The organism is Clostridium sp. (assembly GCF_036642255.1).
In the GTDB taxonomy this organism is placed as follows: Bacteria; Bacillota; Clostridia; order Clostridiales; family Clostridiaceae; genus Clostridium_J.
The window spans coordinates 26,703-41,065 of sequence record NZ_JAVWDJ010000035.1 but is presented as its reverse complement, the minus strand read 5'-3'; the positions used below and the strand labels follow the sequence as shown (position 1 = coordinate 41,065).

The following is a 14,363-nucleotide window of genomic DNA, read 5'->3' as shown; positions in this document are numbered from 1 at the left end:
AAGATACGAAGGACAGTATATTTTTATTAAGCATTGAGGAAGTGTGCAAATATTTTGGTGATAGCCGTTCAAAACTGAAAAACCGAGGAAAAAATCAAAGATATTGGTTTGAAAGAAAAGATGAAAACAACAGTAAACGATTAGCAAGACTTCAGGGTAAAGAATGGTGTTGGTGGTGGTGGCTTCGGTCGCCCGGCCGCGTTAATGTAAAAGCTGTGTACATCTTCGGGACTGACGGTAATATAGGTATCCAAGGCAACAATATATTGAAAGGCAACATCAGCGATGGCACATGTACAGGCGGTGTCCGACCCGCTTTGTGGCTGAAACTATAATTTGAATTATGGCTAATAAGTTGGACTTGTGTTGGAGAAGACGCAAAGTTGTTATTAAGTGACGTAATGGAAAAAGTTACGTCGCTTTTGATTAATTATACGCAATAAATATATTAAGGAGTAGATAATTATGAGTGAGATTTTCGATATTTCTTATAATGATATTGATATAATCAAGAACCTTTGGGAAAAGAACAGGTTGTATCATGAGGATAGTTCAGAATACTTTAAAGAATCATATCGAACCATCAGCTTTGATGAAAGAATAAAGGCTTTTTCTATGTTTAATAAAGATACAATGAAAATAACTGTGGCTAAAAACAATGATAAATATATAGGATATTGTATATCAACTATAGTGGATGGAACGGGAGAGCTTCAATCACTGCATGTTGGTGAGAGTAATCGAGGTAATGGAGTTGGGAGGCAACTTGCATCCATACACATAGAATGGATGAAGGAAATGAATTGTAAAGTGATTGGAGTAACTGTGTCCCAGGAGAATGAATCAACGATATGTTTTTATAAGAAGCTTGGATTTTATCCTAATACCTTATATATGCAACAAAAATAGAAAAGTTATAAATGAATTATTTATAAAAATACCTTATTATTCTGAAAATAATTGAATTTTACGGTGTTTTTATTATGTACGATTGATTCTAAATTATGATTCTTCACATTTTTCTAATTAAACGATGTAGGTAAACCTTACGTCGTTTTTGATTTGTGGTTTTGTTTAAAATTCACTTAAACAAAAAATATTTAAACTTTTGCTAAGATTACAAACATGATATACTTGCAATATATTTACATTGCTTAAAGCAGTGTTTATTGTAAAAATACAACTTTAAGGGGAAACAAGTATGTGGGTAATTATACTAGTTATTATTCTTTTACTTATAGTAAGCCTAGCAATTTATACTTCATTCACAAGGAAAAAATCACAAAAGACATTTAGTAAAAGGGCAAGTAAAGGAGCTGCTGAAGAGCAAAATGTAAAGTCTCATCGAAAAGGTGAACTGGGAGAATATAAAATTAATTTTCAGTTGGAGCAGTTATCACATGAATTTAGATATATAGGTGATATATTAATAAGTAAAAACAAAGGATTCACACAAATAGATCATGTCCTAATTACACCAGTTGGATTATTTGTTATAGAAACAAAAAATTATGTAGGTAAAATCTATGGAAGTCCTAAGTACAACTATTGGAACCAATATATCAATGGATCAAAGAACTCTTTTTATAGTCCAATAAAACAAAATGAGGGACATATTAAAGCCCTAAAAGTGTTACTAAAATCTTATGGTGATATTGAGTACCATTCAGTTATTTCATTTACTAGACGATGTGAACTTAAGATTGATTTAGATCTTCGTACTGCGGAATCTGACACTATGGTAGTTTATGATACTAATTTATCAGATTCAATACTGAAAAAATATCATATATTAAAGAAAAATAATAAACAACTTCTAAATGAAAATGAAATTTCAAAAATATACGATACGCTTTCTAGTGCAAATATCACTGACGTAACTGCAAGACGAGAGCATATTGAATCGGTGAAGAGAATAAATTCAAATTAGATTTTTATTTGATTAAGCAAGCATATATTTTATGAAATTATATTAAGAAACATCTACAATTAGTAGGTGTTTTATTTTTATAAAGGCAGGTGAAAAGATGTCTGAAATTGAAGTAATTCAAGAAATAAGAGAACGGCTTATAAGAATTGAAAGCAAGATTGAGAACACTACAGAAAAGTACTTAACCCTAGAAAAAAGAGTCACTAAAATAGAAGATAATAACACATGGATTTCTAGAGCCATTGTAGGGCAGGTAATTGCAGCTATAATGGCTTTTTTTTTACTAAAAAAATAATGGAGGGATAATTATGAAAGAATTATTACAAGTAAAAAAACTTATTGCATTAGGGCTTACCCTAGGATTTTTATATTTAACCTTTAGTAAAGTAGTATCCAGCACAGAGTTTATAGCTATATATAGTTTAATTATAGGATATTACTTTGGACAATCAACAGTAAGACAAGTAAACAAGGAGGTAAGATAGTAATGAGTAAAATTGCAGGTAGAGCTGGACATAATGAAAAGTGTAGAGGTGCCAAAGGGATATTAGATGAAGTTGTAGAAGATAGAAAAATATTCTCTTATTCAAAGATGTATCTTGAACAAAAAAATGCTTTTATTGATTGCACTCCTTGTTACAATCCAGCTGTTCAGTCAGAGGATTTAAATTACGGTATTAAAAAAGTTAATGATAACAATGTAGATTTATTTTATAGTGTGCATTTAAATAAAGCATATGATAAATATGAGGGTATAATTGGTTCTGAGGTGTGGGTTTATGATAGAAACTCAATTAAAGCAATAGAAGCTGGTAAAAGAATATTAATGAATTTAGATCAATTAGGGTTTAAGAATAGAGGAATTAAATATATGAAAGAAGAGAACAAGCAGCTAGGAGAATTAATTCATACTAAATGTGATGCTTTGATTGTTGAGTGTTTCTTCCTTGAAGCAACTAAAGATGTAGAAATATATAACAGAGTAGGTGCTGAAGCTATTGGGTTTGCTATAGCTAATGGAATTGATCCTAATATAAATAAAGTGGAGGAGAAAAAGTTCTATGTAGTTACAAAGTATATAAATCAGAGTAATTATGGATTGGAGATAAATGGATTAATTAAAAAATGCTTTATGGATATTGATAGAATATATGTTAAAAGTGATGCAAAAGGTTTGTGGATAGAAACACAGTATCTAGCAAAAGAAAAAGCTATGGTACTTAAAGATAGGCTAGATAATTTGTTTTATAGTGTGGTAGAAGAATAAACTAAAAATAAAATACCTAAAGTTAATCAAAATTTAAACATATCCATTATTTTATAATTTCTCAAGAAATGTGCAATCTTAAATTTAATCTTAATATACTATATTAGAAGTGTATTGGAGGGAATTTAAAATGAAATATAATTACTCAGGATATTATAAGGGGAAAGTCAGGGAGTCAGCTGATGCGAATGAGAATAATACAACAGGAACAAAATTTCAAGAGAATCATTTAAATGGAGACTATGATACGTTTCTAGTAGAATATTCAGGAGATATAGAAAATGAATTAAAGGATATTGATTATGCTGATGTGTACCTTACTGGAAAGTTTTTTGCTTTATTATATGTAAAAAAAGGAATGATAAATAATTTGTTAGAGCGTGTTCCTCAGATTATAAGCGTCGAACAAAATTATCCTTATACTTTGTCAGGACTAACAACAAGTCAAGCTGAAAATTTTCAAATTATAAATACAAATAATATCCAATTGAATGGAGAAGGTGTAATTGTTGGAATTATTGGAACAGGCATAGATTATTTAAATCCAAGATTTTCAACTCCTACAGGTAAAAGTAGAATTGTAGCTATTTGGGACCAAACAGCTGAAATAGGACCAAAACCTCAGTACTTGTCTTATGGAACTGAGTATACTAATGCAAATTTAAATAGTGCTATCAGTGCTTACACACTTGGAAGAGATCCATATGAAATTGTAGATCATAGAGATGAAACGGGCCATGGTACTGCTATTGCTGGTATTATAGGAGGGAGAACACTTAGCAATAATGATTTCTTTAGAAGTTTGGCAGGGCAGTGTGAGTTTGCAATTGTAAAGTTAATAGAGGCAAGAGAATCTACGTTAGAATATGCAGGCATTCCAAAAGATACTAAAAATGTATACCAAGCATCAAATATTACTACTGCAATTAGATATCTTTCAGACTTACAAATAAAGTTAAAAAAGCCCATGGTTGTATACTTACCTTTAGGCACCAATTTTGGTGCTAGAGATGGAAGTTCGTTTTTAGAAAGATATATTGATAATTTATCACAGAGAAGCAATTTTTCTGTAGTAACAAATACAGGAAGCCAAGGGTTAGGAGAAACACACACTAGTGATATTATAGATTATTCTAATGCACCAAAAAATATTTTTGTAAATGTGGATCCAAATCAAAAAGTTGTAAGTATGGCTATTTATACTTCAAGATTAAATAATATATTTATGTCCGTGCTTTCACCTAATGGAAATCAAATCAATATGATTCCTATATCTTCAAGCGAAGTTCAAGAAAGATATATAACAATTGAAGAAAATAATATTAGCCTTCAGTATTTCATACATGAAACACCTAATGGAGCGGTAAGTATAAATCTGAGAATTAACAATGCAGTGGGAGGGGTTTGGAAAATCACCTTGAATGGGGATATTTTAGTAGCAGGTAGATTTGATGCGTGGTTACCACAAAAACAACTGTTAATGGAAGAAACCAGGTTTCTGAACCCCGATCCAGAAATCACATTACTAACACCATGCACAGCTGTGAATATCATAGTAACATCTTATTACAATGAGATAGAAAATACTGCAGTATTAATATCAGGAAGAGGATTTTCCAGAAGCGGAATTATAGAACCTTCTGTAACCTGTGATGGGATTAACATACTAACTGTAGGAATTAACAATTCCTTGACTGTTGCAAGTGGCGCAGCTATGGGAGGAGCAATACTAGCAGGAACAGCAGCGTTAGTATATCAATGGGGAATTGTGCAGAGGAATTATTTAGATTTAGCTCCACCTAAGTTAAAAAGCCTACTAATTGCATCAACTGTGAGAGAAGAAGGAGTTATTTATCCAAATCAACAATGGGGATATGGAAAATTAAGTCTTAGCAAATTGCAAGAAAATATAGAAAAATTTTCTCAAAGAAATAATAAAGAAGATAACTATAGACATCTCTATATTAGTATTCCAAAAGAGGTTTCTCAGTACTTAAAATAACTTTTTAAAAGTGTACTATGCTAAATAACGAGATTGTTAACTTATTTTAATAAGGTAGTCAAAGACTACCTTTATTATTGTGTAAAAATCATAATAATAAAGGATTTAATATAAATAGGGAGAAATATATAAGTATAAGTATAAGTATAAGTAAGAAGAGAGTTAAATTAAAAGTATTACAGAAACAAATATAAGTAAAAAAATAAGATCCTAGATCTTCTAGTCTTTATATTAAGTATATTTTATTAGAGCTAAATTATGGGGGAGTAAATTTGAAAAATTATCTTATTTGTGTAGTAGTATTTAGTATTTTAGGCTTATATGTAGCGTCTATTTATGGAGCGGTTGCATTTGCAGTTGTTTATTCATTTGCTGCAATTGTGTATAAGCTAGATAAAATAGAAGAAAGATTAAATGAAATAACTAAGAGTGAAAAGTAATTTAAGGTAGCACTAGGGAACTAGAGGCTACCTTATTTTTGTTGACTCACTTATCGTATATGTATATAATTGTTTTTGTTGTAAAAAAATGTTTTATAAGGAGATAACATTGTGTAAGGTAAATGAATTAGAAAAACTAAGAAAAAAATTAGAAGAAATGATTCAGATTAGAGGAATCGAAGATGATGACGTACTACGAGTAAGTCAGGAGTTAGATTTATATATACTAGAATGTTATGACAAAAAATAAATTTAATATTTATTTTTTTATGAGAGGTAGTCAAATATATGACTACCTTATTTTGTTTGTATAATAGAAAGTAAAGTGAATTATGAAAAATAAGTATTCTTGATATTAAGTTTGAATTGGATAGTATAAGAAGTAACTTTCATTTAAGGACTAAATAATTAAATGAAAAACTACTATTATTAAATTGTGCTCAAGATGGAATTATGATATATATTTATATATGTAGAAACTCCTCAGAAAGATAAGCATAATTGCTGGTGGTATTCTGAATGGTGAGCACAACCAGACCATCCTCCACCAATTATAACAACCTTCAAAATAGTCGCCTCCCTTCAAAAACATACTTTGGTTCAGTTTGCATCTTACAAAGCCTTCTAAGCTTTTCATCGTTATTCATAATAGTACAACAACCACATATACCTTCACCACAGCACATCTTTTCATTATTACAACATGAAAAGTGAATATTTTTATCGAAGGCAGCCACAAACTTCATAATCTGATAACTTAGAATATCTGCACTATCACAGTGAACTAAAGAAATATCTTCCTTCGACAGGGTTTCCCAAAGTAATTTTCTGCATTTTTCACTAATTATTCCTCCGGTAAGTAATGTTGTACACTCTAGAATTTCATCGGCACACCTTTCTAAGGCAGGGCTTACGAAAATCTTCTTAAAAGGATTCTTATCTATAATTACAATAATTTTATTACCATTTTGTTTTAATCTTTCCATAACGGGCACCATAGGAGCTTGACCAATACCCCTAGCAATAAGTAAACAAACTTTATTCTTAATTTCTAACACAGATTTCAGTCCGAGTATTCCATTCCAAAATGGACCTTTTACAAGAAGTGATTCACCTACACTTAATGCATCTAAAGATTTTGTCTTAAGCCCTTTTAACTCAATAGCTAAAGTAAGGACTTCCTCATCGGTATTGGCATCCATTATGCATATAGGGGTATCAAAAGTAGCATTACTATCTGGTCTTCTCACGAATACAAATGCACCAGGATTAACTAATTCGCTTACTAATTGGTCACTTACTTTTATTTTTAATATCAGAATACCATCTTCTATTTTTTCTTTACTCAATATTTTACAACTGTGATACTTACGACCAGGCTTTGCACTGTAGTTATTTTGCACAAACTCTTGATATATGCATACACCGTTCCAGTTGCAACAATCACAAAAATCCTTACCATCAAGATGTGAACATTGAATACAATTACCAGATTCAGCTAGATGACATGGGCAATATTCGCTGCCACAATCTATGCAATTATATGGCTCATAACTCATTATTTGACCTCCGTACTTACTATACTATTAGGATATTTAAGTTATTTATAATTGTTACTGGAAATAAAATAGTTGAAGATATTTATCTTAAAATATAAAATGAAGTTATTATATAAAAAGTGAGAACAAAATGTGATAAAATATGTTGGTGAAGCAAACAATCTATGTTAATAAGATTTTTAAATCATTGAAATTTAACAAGGTAACATTTGATTTTATATTTTAAACTCAATAAGTTATTACTTATAAGGGAATATTAGAGTTTGATTTTAACGAGGCTTATAATATTAAAGAGTAGCTAATATATACTTTTTTATTTAAATGAAGTTTATCATTAAACCATTAAAATTATCAGTAAAAGATTAATTTATTTATAGGAGTGATATTTTGGAAGAAAGATTACAAAAGTACATGGCAGCTTGTGGAGTGGCATCACGGAGAAAATGTGAAGATATCATTTTAAATGGAAGAGTAAAAGTTAATAATGAAACTATAAAGGAATTGGGAACAAAAATAGATATTAGCAATGATATAGTTTCTGTAGATAATAAAGTAATTACACCAGAAGAGCAAAAGGTTTATATTGCTTTAAACAAACCTGAAGGATATGTTTCTACTGTAAAGGATGAAAAAGGTAGAAAAACTATTTTGGATCTAGTGTTAGTAAAAGAAAGAATATATCCAATTGGAAGACTAGATTATGATACATCAGGATTAATCTTGCTAACTAATCATGGAGAAGTATACAATAAAATAATACATCCAAGGGTTGCCATAGATAAGGTATATATTGCATTAGTGGAGGGAATTCCTGATGATAGCATCATTAAAACTTTCGAAAAAGGCATAGATATTGGAGACTATATAACTGCACCAGGCAAATGTGAAATTTTAAAAAAATACAATAACAGCACTGAATTAAAAATTACTATACATGAAGGAAAAAATAGACAAGTAAGAAGGATGTGTCAGGCAGTAGGTCATCCGGTAATCAAGCTAAAAAGAATTTCAGTAGGATATATTACCTTAGGAGAGTTGGAAAAGGGGAAGTGGAGATATCTAAACCAAATTGAAGTTGATTACTTAAAAAATGGAGGAGAACTTCATGTTTAAATATGTAGGAGATATAAGTAAAATCGCGCATAACATTATTAAAACATACTACGAAAACAATAATGTTGCCCTGGATGGAACACTCGGAAATGGATTTGACTGCGATTTTTTAAGCGAACTCTTTAAAACTGTTTACGCCTTTGATATACAGCGTACTGCTGTAGAGAATTATGCGAGAAAAAATAAAGAAAATGTTATATTAATTAATGACTCTCATGAAAATATTACAACTTACATAAAGGAAGAAATAGATGTAGCAATGTTCAATTTAGGATTTTTACCTGGAGGAGATAAAAATATAACTACTAAGTCTGAAAGTACAATTAAAAGTATAAACTCAACATTAGAATTATTAAAAAGTGGTGGAATTATTACAATAGCAGTTTATGTGGGACATGATGAAGGGAAAAAAGAGAGTGTAGAGTTATTAGCTTTTATATCTCAACTTTCCAAAGATATTTTTGGGGTAATGACTCATAAGTTTGCAAATAGAAATGATAATGCTCCATTTTTAATTGTAATTGAGAAGAAATAATGAAAGTCATATAAAAAAATCATAAAGAAAGGTGAGTAAAAATGAAAGATAAGTTACAGCTGATTGCAACTAAAGAATTTAAAGAATATGATGAAATGTATAAAATAATAGACTTTTTAAATAAAAATTTAAGTGATTTACATTTGATTTTCGGAATGTGCGAAAAAGATGACAAATATATGATTTCAATTTATAAAGAAGAAAAATTAGGAGAAAAATAGATCAAATGAATTATATCATTGAATGTTATGTCATTATATGTTAAAATGATGTAAATATTTCATTTTTAGGATAAATGAATTTCACGTTTCATTCATCCATGGGTATGAAGGAGTGTTATGATGGACAAAAATAATGTTGATCTAATGAGAATGATTCAAATTAAGTTTCCAAGATTAAGTAAGGGACAAAAGCTCATAGCAGAATATATATTGAAGCATTACGATAAAGCTGCCTTTATGACTGCAGCAAAGCTTGGTAGTAGCGTAGGGGTTAGTGAGTCTACTGTTGTAAGGTTTGCAAATGAGTTAGGATATGAAGGTTACCCAGAACTTCAAAAGGCTCTTCAAGAATTGATTAAAAATAAGTTAACAACAGTGCAAAGAATAGAGTTATCTAATGATTTTATTACTCAAGATAATGCATTAAAAGGTGTATTAAAATCAGATATTGAGAATATAAGAGCTACCCTAGAAAAAATAAATTATCAAGCTTTCGAGAATTCTGTGAATAGCATAATAAATGCTAAAAAAATCTATATTGTAGGGTTAAGAAGTTCAACAGCACTAGCAGATTTTCTAGGTTTTTATTTAAATCTTATTCTTGATAATGTTAAGATTGTTTCTTATGGAATGAGTGAAATTTTTGAACAAATGCTTAGCTTATCAGAAGAGGACTGTGTAATAGGAATTGGATTCCCAAGATATGCAATGAGAACCGTAGAAGTTTTAACTTTTGCAAAATCAAGAAATGCAGATGTAATAGCTATAACTGATAGTGTATTATCACCTTTAGCTACAAGAGCAGATCATACCCTTATAGCAGAAAGCAATATGGCTTCCTTTGTAGACTCATTAGTTGCTCCATTAAGTGTTATTAATGCATTAATAATCGCTGTAGGACTTAAGAAAAAAGAAAAAATATCTAAAACCTTTAGTGATTTAGAAACTATTTGGCAAGAACATCAAATATATTCATACAAAAATAACGAAGAAAATAAATTTTAAAATATAGGTTGATTTATTATAATTAATAGAATATCATGGAGATAGATTCATGTAATCGTTTTTAAGATGTCCATAAAAGATTTAAATTTTTTATGAATAAGAAGGAAAAAACTTGATTGCATAGAATAAATAATTAACAAAAAGAAATTTATTTTGCATAACAAAATAAATTTGAAATTTTAATTTCAATTTTTTTAGGAGGTAGTGAGCGTGAGTACTAAAGCTTATATCGAACAAGTATTGGAAAATGTTAAGAAAAGAAACAGTGGGGAACCAGAATTTATTCAAGCTGTAGAAGAGGTTTTACATTCTCTTGGACCAGTTTTAGAAAAGCATCCAGAATACATAGATGCTAATCTTTTAGAAAGATTTTGTGAGCCAGAAAGACAAATAATGTTTAAAGTATCTTGGGTTGATGACAATGGTAAGCTACAAGTAAACAGAGGATTTAGAGTACAATTTAACGGAGTTATAGGACCATACAAAGGTGGTTTAAGATTCCATCCTTCAGTTTATATAGGTATTGTTAAATTCTTAGGATTTGAGCAAATATTAAAGAACTCTTTAACTGGTCTTCCAATAGGTGGAGGTAAAGGTGGTTCTGACTTCGATCCAAGAGGAAAATCAGATGCTGAAATAATGAGATTCTGCCAAAGCTTTATGACTGAGCTATACAGACACATTGGACCAGATGTTGACGTTCCAGCAGGAGACATCGGAGTTGGTGGAAGAGAAATTGGATACCTTTACGGACAATATAGAAGAATCAGAGGAGCTTTTGAAAATGGAGTTCTTACTGGAAAAGGTTTAAGCTACGGTGGAAGTTTAATCAGACCAGAAGCTACTGGATTCGGTGTAACTTACTACTGTCAAGAAATGTTAAAGCATGAAGGAACTGATTTCGCAGGAAAAACAGTTGCATCTTCAGGTTTTGGAAACGTTGCTTGGGGAATTTGTAAAAAAGTTGCTGATTTAGGTGGAAAAGTTGTTACTTTATCAGGACCAGACGGATACATCTATGATCCAGCTGGAGTTACTGGTGAGAAAATAGATTACCTAGTAGAAATGTTAAAAACAAACAAAGGTGCTAGAGTTAAAGACTATGCTGATAAATATGGTTGTGAGTTCTTCGCTGGAGAAAAACCATGGAATGTTAAAGCTGATATCGTAATTCCAGCTGCAACTCAAAATGATATTCAATTAGAGCATGCTAAACAAATCGTTGCTAACGGAGTTAAATATGTTTGTGAAGCTGCTAATATGCCATGTACAAATGAAGCTGTTCAATACTTCCAAGAAAATGGAGTAATTGTAGGACCTTCTAAAGCTGCTAATGCAGGTGGAGTTGCAACTTCTGCTCTTGAAATGTCACAAAACAGCATGAGATTAGCATGGAGTGCTGAAGAAGTAGATGCTAAACTTCATGGAATAATGGTTAACATCTACAATAACTGTAAAAATGCATCTGAAGCTTATGGCTTTGGTTATAACTTAGTTGCAGGAGCTAACATAGCTGGTTTCGTTAAAGTTGCTGAAGCTATGCATGCACAAGGAAACTACTAATCCTAAGAAAAATAATGAGAGAGAATTCTAAATGAATTCTCTCTTTTTTCTTGTTTGTTTTAAATTTTTATAATAATAAAACTAAGAAAAATATAAAATTTTTCTTAAATACATTACTCTGGTAGTAATGATGTATACTAATAGGGGATTATTTATTAAACATAGTATATTTGAAGAAACAAAATTTTAAATAATATAAAAGTTGAATAATTATAGTATTTGTATTAAATTATAATATAGAGTTTAATTTGTAAATCTATGAAAAAATTATAATTGTTAGGTGGAGATTTTTGTTGAAGACAATAGTGATTGGTGGAGGGCCTGCAGGAATGATGGCGGCAATCACAGCCAGTGATAATCATGAAGTTATCTTAATTGAAAAAAATGAAAAGTTAGGAAAAAAACTTTACATTACAGGAAAAGGACGATGTAATGTTACAAATGGAAAAAATATTGGGGAGTTTTTTGATTATATACCAACAAACTCACATTTTTTATATAGCTCCCTCTACACTTTTACGAATGAAGATACTATTAGTTTTTTCGAAAAAAGAGGTGTTAAGCTTAAAGTTGAAAGGGGAGATAGGATTTTTCCTGAATCTGATAAATCTTCTGACATTATTAAAGCTTTAGAAAATGAATTGAAAGCTAAGGGCGTTAAAATTCTGTTTAAATCAAAAGTTAAGGAATTTAAAACAGAAAGTAATAAAATTAAAGCTGTAATTCTTGAGAGTGGGGAAAAAATATCAGCGGATTATTATATATTATGTACGGGTGGTGTTTCTTATCCTCAAACAGGATCTTCAGGAGAAGGATTAACTATGGCTTCAGAAGTAGGACACAAAATTATGGAGTTGAAACCATCTTTAGTGCCTGTGGAAATTGAAGAACCATGGGTGAAAGAACTTCAGGGCCTTTCACTAAAAAATATAGAACTCACTTTAAAGGATAAAAATAATAAGATTATTTTTAAAGAAATGGGTGAAATGGTATTTACGCACTTTGGTATTTCAGGACCATTAGTTTTAAGTGCAAGTAGTGCCATAAAAAAACAAGGACCTTATAAAATTCTTATAAATTTAAAACCAGCATTAACTGATATTGAATTAGATAAAAGAGTACAAAATGATTTTAACTTGTATAATAATAAGGATTTTAAAAATTCATTAAATGATCTTTTTCCTAAAAAGTTAATTCCTGTGATGATAGATTTAAGCAATATAAAAGAAGAACAGAAGGTTAACACGATTACCCGTGAGCAAAGGAAAGATTTTGTGAATTTAATGCAAAATTTAACTTTAACAGTTAAGGGGTTAAGACCCATAGTTGAAGCCATAGTTACATCTGGAGGAGTAAATACTAAGGAAATTGATCCATCTACAATGAAGTCTAAAATAATAGAAAATTTAAGTTTTGCCGGAGAAGTTATAGATGTTGACGCTTATACAGGTGGCTATAATGTTCAGATTGCTCTTTCTACAGGATACATTGCTGGAAGCAAGTTAGGTGATTAAAATGATTTCAATTAGAGGTGCAACAACTTTAAACGCTAATAGTTTAGATGAAATTAGGAATAAAACTATTGAATTAATTAGTGAAATTATAAATACTAACCAATTAAATATAGATGATATAAACACAATGATATTTTCCTGTACTGAGGACATTACTGCAGCATATCCTGGAGCTTTTGTAAGGGAATATTTTGAAATGAATAATATTTCAATTATGCATTTTAATGAAATGAAAGTTGAAAATTCTATTAAACTATGCGTAAGGGTGTTAATTCTTTCTAATGAGGAGAAGTCCTTGGTAAAGTTTGTTTACCTACATAAAGCTAAAGAATTGAGAAAAGACTTAAATAAATAATAAGCAAATAAGTAAATAAATAAATAAATAAATGAGCTTAAGAAATTTAATTACTAAAAAAAATAATTTCTTTTTAAGATTTATAGTTTAGAATATAAACTTAGATATTTAAAGGAATTTGTATCCTTTTGAAGAATAATATAGATGACCTAAGAGTAGAAAGGACGATATAAATGAGAATGTCTATTGCTATTGATGGACCTGCAGGAGCAGGCAAAAGTACCATCGCTAAAATTCTTGGAGAAAAATATAAGCTTATGTATATAAATACTGGTGCAATGTATAGGGCAGTGGCACTTTATGCAATGAATGAAGGAATAAAACCTGACGAGATTAAAAGTATATGTGATCTTGTGAATTCATTAGAAATGCACTTTGATAAAGATAATTTAATTGTAAATGCTGAAGATATAACAAATGAAATTACCATGCCCCTAATCAGTAACAATGTTTCAAATTACGCAGCTATTCCAGAGGTAAGAGCTAAACTTGTTGAAATGCAAAGGAATATTGCAAAAAAATATAGTGTTATTATGGATGGTAGGGATATAGGCACTGTGGTTCTAAAAGATGCAAATTTGAAGTTTTTCCTCACTGCTAGTGCGGAGGAAAGAGCAAAAAGAAGATATGAAGAACTTGATAAAAGAGGGATTGAAGTTAATTATAATAATATTTTAGAGGACATAATAAAAAGAGATTATATTGATACTCATCGAGAAGCAGATCCTTTAGTTAAGGCAGAGGATGCAATAGAAGTAGATTCCTCTAATTTAGACATATACGGTGTGGTTGATCTAATATCAACTTATATAGATAAATTATTGGCTACATTATAAGTATTATACATTAGGATGTGAAA

Annotated in this window: 18 protein-coding genes; 17 read left to right on the top strand and 1 reads right to left on the bottom strand. The window is 30.1% G+C overall.

Features of this window, described 5'->3' with window-relative positions:
- From RR409_RS15875 to RR409_RS15835, 9 genes are all read left to right on the top strand, one after another.
- Positions 1-335, top strand: a 335-nt coding sequence (locus tag RR409_RS15875; RefSeq protein WP_332558750.1) for a DUF6273 domain-containing protein, incomplete at its 5' end; no start/stop codon positions are given.
- Positions 336-465: 130 nt separating this feature from the next.
- Entirely contained in the window at positions 466-909 is a 444-nt protein-coding gene (locus RR409_RS15870) for a GNAT family N-acetyltransferase (RefSeq protein ID WP_332558749.1), read from the top strand.
- A gap of 292 nt (positions 910-1,201) precedes the next feature.
- The gene (locus tag RR409_RS15865; RefSeq protein ID WP_332558748.1) at positions 1,202-1,930 is read left to right on the top strand and encodes a nuclease-related domain-containing protein; all 729 of its coding nucleotides are present in this window, start codon (positions 1,202-1,204) and stop codon (positions 1,928-1,930) included.
- 97 nt (positions 1,931-2,027) lie between these two features.
- Positions 2,028-2,225 (top strand): hemolysin XhlA, encoded by a 198-nt coding sequence (locus RR409_RS15860; RefSeq protein ID WP_332558747.1) that lies wholly within the window; start codon positions 2,028-2,030, stop codon positions 2,223-2,225.
- Positions 2,226-2,238: 13 nt separating this feature from the next.
- Positions 2,239-2,415 carry a hypothetical protein gene (locus tag RR409_RS15855; protein WP_332558746.1) on the top strand — a complete coding sequence of 59 codons (177 nt, stop codon included), beginning with the start codon at positions 2,239-2,241 and terminating at the stop codon, positions 2,413-2,415.
- Between the two features lie 2 nt (positions 2,416-2,417).
- Positions 2,418-3,197, top strand: a complete 780-nt coding sequence (locus tag RR409_RS15850; protein ID WP_332558745.1) for an N-acetylmuramoyl-L-alanine amidase — start codon at positions 2,418-2,420, stop codon at positions 3,195-3,197.
- A gap of 130 nt (positions 3,198-3,327) precedes the next feature.
- Entirely contained in the window at positions 3,328-5,199 is a 1,872-nt protein-coding gene (locus tag RR409_RS15845; protein ID WP_332558744.1) for a S8 family serine peptidase, read from the top strand.
- Between the two features lie 272 nt (positions 5,200-5,471).
- Positions 5,472-5,639: a hypothetical protein gene (locus tag RR409_RS15840; RefSeq protein ID WP_332558743.1), complete on the top strand. Its 168-nt coding sequence runs from the start codon at positions 5,472-5,474 to the stop codon at positions 5,637-5,639.
- Positions 5,640-5,748: 109 nt separating this feature from the next.
- Positions 5,749-5,889 carry an aspartyl-phosphate phosphatase Spo0E family protein gene (locus RR409_RS15835; protein ID WP_332558742.1) on the top strand — a complete coding sequence of 47 codons (141 nt, stop codon included), beginning with the start codon at positions 5,749-5,751 and terminating at the stop codon, positions 5,887-5,889.
- 313 nt (positions 5,890-6,202) lie between these two features.
- Here RR409_RS15835 and RR409_RS15830 read toward each other — a convergent pair whose 3' ends face one another.
- Entirely contained in the window at positions 6,203-7,198 is a 996-nt protein-coding gene (locus RR409_RS15830) for a sulfide/dihydroorotate dehydrogenase-like FAD/NAD-binding protein (protein ID WP_332558741.1), read from the bottom strand.
- Between the two features lie 387 nt (positions 7,199-7,585).
- On the opposite strand from RR409_RS15830, the gene RR409_RS15825 reads away from it, so the two are divergent.
- The 8 genes from RR409_RS15825 (at position 7,586) to cmk (ending at position 14,340) form a co-directional block, all read left to right on the top strand.
- Positions 7,586-8,311, top strand: coding sequence for a pseudouridine synthase (locus RR409_RS15825; protein ID WP_332558740.1), 726 nt, complete (start codon positions 7,586-7,588; stop codon positions 8,309-8,311).
- Positions 8,304-8,846, top strand: a complete 543-nt coding sequence (locus tag RR409_RS15820) for a class I SAM-dependent methyltransferase (RefSeq protein ID WP_332558739.1) — start codon at positions 8,304-8,306, stop codon at positions 8,844-8,846. Before RR409_RS15825 ends, RR409_RS15820 begins: the two co-directional genes overlap by 8 nt.
- Positions 8,847-8,887: 41 nt before the next feature.
- Positions 8,888-9,067, top strand: coding sequence for a DUF4264 family protein (locus tag RR409_RS15815; RefSeq protein WP_332558738.1), 180 nt, complete (start codon positions 8,888-8,890; stop codon positions 9,065-9,067).
- A gap of 120 nt (positions 9,068-9,187) precedes the next feature.
- Positions 9,188-10,072 (top strand): MurR/RpiR family transcriptional regulator, encoded by an 885-nt coding sequence (locus RR409_RS15810; RefSeq protein WP_332558737.1) that lies wholly within the window; start codon positions 9,188-9,190, stop codon positions 10,070-10,072.
- Positions 10,073-10,282: 210 nt separating this feature from the next.
- The gene (gene gdhA, locus RR409_RS15805; RefSeq protein ID WP_332558736.1) at positions 10,283-11,635 is read left to right on the top strand and encodes an NADP-specific glutamate dehydrogenase; all 1,353 of its coding nucleotides are present in this window, start codon (positions 10,283-10,285) and stop codon (positions 11,633-11,635) included.
- Between the two features lie 290 nt (positions 11,636-11,925).
- Positions 11,926-13,149, top strand: a complete 1,224-nt coding sequence (locus RR409_RS15800; RefSeq protein WP_332558735.1) for an NAD(P)/FAD-dependent oxidoreductase — start codon at positions 11,926-11,928, stop codon at positions 13,147-13,149.
- Position 13,150: 1 nt separating this feature from the next.
- A complete protein-coding gene (gene aroH / locus RR409_RS15795; RefSeq protein ID WP_332558734.1) occupies positions 13,151-13,504 on the top strand; it encodes a chorismate mutase in 354 nt (117 codons plus the stop codon).
- A gap of 173 nt (positions 13,505-13,677) precedes the next feature.
- Positions 13,678-14,340 (top strand): (d)CMP kinase, encoded by a 663-nt coding sequence (gene cmk, locus RR409_RS15790; RefSeq protein ID WP_332558733.1) that lies wholly within the window; start codon positions 13,678-13,680, stop codon positions 14,338-14,340.
- The last annotated feature ends 23 nt before the right edge of the window (positions 14,341-14,363 follow it).

Excerpts from the sequence above, each read along its gene's own strand:
- RR409_RS15810 (WP_332558737.1), top strand. The coding sequence starts at position 9,188 with ATGGACAAAAATAATGTTGATCTAATGAGAATGATTCAAATTAAGTTT.
- RR409_RS15860 (WP_332558747.1), top strand. The coding sequence starts at position 2,028 with ATGTCTGAAATTGAAGTAATTCAAGAAATAAGAGAACGGCTTATAAGA.
- RR409_RS15815 (WP_332558738.1), top strand. The coding sequence starts at position 8,888 with ATGAAAGATAAGTTACAGCTGATTGCAACTAAAGAATTTAAAGAATAT.
- cmk (WP_332558733.1), top strand. The coding sequence starts at position 13,678 with ATGAGAATGTCTATTGCTATTGATGGACCTGCAGGAGCAGGCAAAAGT.
- RR409_RS15850 (WP_332558745.1), top strand. The coding sequence starts at position 2,418 with ATGAGTAAAATTGCAGGTAGAGCTGGACATAATGAAAAGTGTAGAGGT.
- aroH (WP_332558734.1), top strand. The coding sequence starts at position 13,151 with ATGATTTCAATTAGAGGTGCAACAACTTTAAACGCTAATAGTTTAGAT.
- RR409_RS15865 (WP_332558748.1), top strand. The coding sequence starts at position 1,202 with ATGTGGGTAATTATACTAGTTATTATTCTTTTACTTATAGTAAGCCTA.
- RR409_RS15870 (WP_332558749.1), top strand. The coding sequence starts at position 466 with ATGAGTGAGATTTTCGATATTTCTTATAATGATATTGATATAATCAAG.
- RR409_RS15820 (WP_332558739.1), top strand. The coding sequence starts at position 8,304 with ATGTTTAAATATGTAGGAGATATAAGTAAAATCGCGCATAACATTATT.
- RR409_RS15855 (WP_332558746.1), top strand. The coding sequence starts at position 2,239 with ATGAAAGAATTATTACAAGTAAAAAAACTTATTGCATTAGGGCTTACC.
- RR409_RS15845 (WP_332558744.1), top strand. The coding sequence starts at position 3,328 with ATGAAATATAATTACTCAGGATATTATAAGGGGAAAGTCAGGGAGTCA.
- RR409_RS15830 (WP_332558741.1), bottom strand. The coding sequence starts at position 7,198 with ATGAGTTATGAGCCATATAATTGCATAGATTGTGGCAGCGAATATTGC.